The organism is Alkalihalobacterium sp. APHAB7 (genome assembly GCF_048323755.1).
In the GTDB taxonomy this organism is placed as follows: domain Bacteria; phylum Bacillota; class Bacilli; order Bacillales; family Bacillaceae_F; genus Alkalihalobacterium.
Map to the genome: position 1 here is coordinate 1 of NZ_JBLWFS010000058.1, position 2,563 is coordinate 2,563.

The following is a 2,563-nucleotide window of genomic DNA, read 5'->3' on the forward strand; positions in this document are numbered from 1 at the left end:
TGGGACTTCGGGTCATTCAGGGTAAGAATTTCAAAGATACAGCTAAACAGTTTCGTACATCTCCAACCACCGTAATCAGACGATTTGATATGATCTCCACTCCGATGTTTAAGGAGGTGGAGGAATTACCAGAAGTGATTGCGATTGACGAGTATAAGGGAGACACAAACAAAGGGAAATACCAGGTCATCATAGCGGATGGAAAGACAGGAGAGCCACTGGACATTCTTCCAGATCGTTCGGTAAAAACCGTTAAAACCTACCTGCTAAAAAAAGGTACCCATGTAAAAATGGTAGTCATGGATATGAGTTATTCATTTAAGTCAGCTGTCGAAAAAGCCCTTGGTAGTCCTGTAATTATTGCGGATCGTTTCCACTTCTGTCGCTATATTTATTGGGCATTAGATCGTGTACGAAGAAGAGTTCAAAAAGACTTTCATGAGTACGACCGAAAAAAGTGTAAGCGTATGAAGCATGTTTTTAATAAACGCCATGAAGAATTAACAGAAAAGCAGCGATGGTATTTGGAAAGGTATTTAGATCTCTCCAGTGAATTGAGGAGTGCTTATAAGCTGAAGGAAGCTTTCCGTTCTTGGTTTGATGAGGCAAAACAGATTGGTTCTAAAGAAGGTTTATTAGTAAAACAAGCCCTTCACAACTTCTATCATCTGGTTGAAAAATCAGGAATGAAAGAGTTTATGAAAGCAATTGAAACGTTCAAAAACTGGGAGGTTGAAATTCTTAATAGTTTTACTTTCGGTTATACCAATGGACCAATTGAGGGGCTTAACAACCAAACGAAAGTCATAAAAAGGAATGCATTCGGATTTAAGCGATATGACAGATTGCGAATGCGTGTGTTATTACATCATCAATTAAAAGATAAGACAATTCAGGTAGGATAAAGGGGCAGGAGAATAATTCTCCTACCCCAACATTTGACTTAGAACCGATTTTAAATGAGTAATGACGCTATGGAAAGTGCAAACTGCGTCATCAGAAAGAGTACCCACTTTTTTTAGGAAAAACGATTCTGTAGCTTTGAAATGATTTGAAAGAGATTTTACCTCAACTCCAAAACACAGATTATCCCTTCAACCACTGCCCTCAGTGAGAATGTTCAGCAATGATCTTCCTTTTCTCCACAGTCAGTAGGTTCGCCATAGTCCTATATAAATAAGGCATAATGCTAGTTTGGATTCGCTTTTGCTTATAGTGATAAACGGTTTGTTTGAATGCGTGCACAATGGTCGGCAGCATTAAATCGATCGATATGGTGATCGGAAACTTTGCGGATCGGTAGCCGATTTGGGCATTTTTGTGCTCATCCGCCTTTGGTGGTTGACTCTTTTTTTCGTTTTTGCGCGACGTCAATTGTTCCTGGTTGGGCGTGTCAAATCGGTTAAAAATATACACGCTGTGGGCATAGCCACCCGTTTCGCGTACGGTATGAATAATGGAGATGATGCCTAACGACTTTGCTTTTCTAAGCATTCGTTCAAAGGTTGACCTGGAAATGCCGCCTTTGATATCTTGGCAGGCTTGTACTAATTTGTAGATGCGTGCATTACAAACACCGAGTACTTTCACACTAAAACGAGTAAGAACGTCAAATGCAATTCTTTCACCTTTCGTAAAGTGTTGTCCGTAGATGTCTAATGCCATTTTATTAGATTTGTTAAATGCCTCTAGTGTTGCAAACTGACTATATGATCTATATTGTTCAATTCGACCTGACTTCATTTTAAATTCCCCCTCTTCGTATCGTTCCGTCAATAGGTACATACAGAGTTCGAGAGGAAAACGGTGAGTCAATTTGAATTTTTTTTGTAATTTGATAGATGAATAGAATGAGAGATCTGACGTACTTTAAAAAAAATTTAGTTCTTCCTTCACCGTTTTCATCCGCACCTCCATATATACATAGTGAAAGGGGTGAGAAGGATGCTTTCGAATTCACGTTTAGTTATTGTGTTTGAGTCGGGTTACAACCAAATTGGTGAACCGATCTTAAAAACAAAGAGCTTCAATAACATTAAAACAGCTGCAACGAACGAACAGTTAAAAGCCGTTGCTGATGCATTAATTCCGCTTCAAGGCTGGACGCCTTATCAAGTGGACCGTGCCAATACGTATGCGCTTGATCTTTAATTGGATGTAAAATTAGAAGGGAGGAAATGAGATGACGAAGAAACTTGAATTAGTCTTTGAAAACGAATTAACGAAAAACGTTACGATTTCATTGGACAACCCGGTTTATCCAGTCGATCCAGCTGCGATTAGTGCAGCGATGGATGAGATTATCGCCCAGGACGCTTTTACATCGTCTGGCGGTAATTTGGTAGCGAAAAAATATGCGCGTGTTGTTGATCGCACGGTTGAAACGATTGAGTTTTAATTAATGGTGGTTTGGAAGAGGAGGAGGCCTGGCCTCTTCCTTTTTTGTTCGCCCAGCATGGGCGAACTCTAACGGGTGAAAGTCCCGAGTACGACCTTGTAGCGGTAAGTACATAGCCAAAAGCAAGGGTGTCCATGGTGACGTGGAATCTGAAGGAAGCTCGAG

The 2,563-nt window shown here is 40.3% G+C and carries 4 protein-coding genes; 3 read left to right on the forward strand and 1 reads right to left on the reverse strand.

The window, feature by feature from the left end; all coding sequences use genetic code 11:
- The coding region (locus ACNSTQ_RS22860; RefSeq protein ID WP_418202041.1) for an ISL3 family transposase at window positions 1–905 on the forward strand (905 nt) is incomplete at its 5' end.
- A gap of 202 nt (window positions 906–1,107) precedes the next feature.
- Here ACNSTQ_RS22860 and ACNSTQ_RS22865 read toward each other — a convergent pair.
- Window positions 1,108–1,743, reverse strand: coding sequence for a hypothetical protein (locus ACNSTQ_RS22865; RefSeq protein WP_418202042.1), 636 nt, complete (start codon window positions 1,741–1,743; stop codon window positions 1,108–1,110).
- Window positions 1,744–1,944: 201 nt separating this feature from the next.
- Here ACNSTQ_RS22865 and ACNSTQ_RS22870 point away from each other — a divergent pair, with 201 nt between their 5' ends.
- A complete protein-coding gene (locus ACNSTQ_RS22870; RefSeq protein ID WP_418202043.1) occupies window positions 1,945–2,151 on the forward strand; it encodes a DUF1659 domain-containing protein in 207 nt (68 codons plus the stop codon).
- Window positions 2,152–2,182: 31 nt separating this feature from the next.
- On the forward strand, window positions 2,183–2,398 hold the full coding sequence (locus tag ACNSTQ_RS22875; RefSeq protein WP_418202044.1) for a DUF2922 domain-containing protein: 216 nt from the start codon (window positions 2,183–2,185) through the stop codon (window positions 2,396–2,398).
- Window positions 2,399–2,563 lie beyond the last annotated feature (165 nt).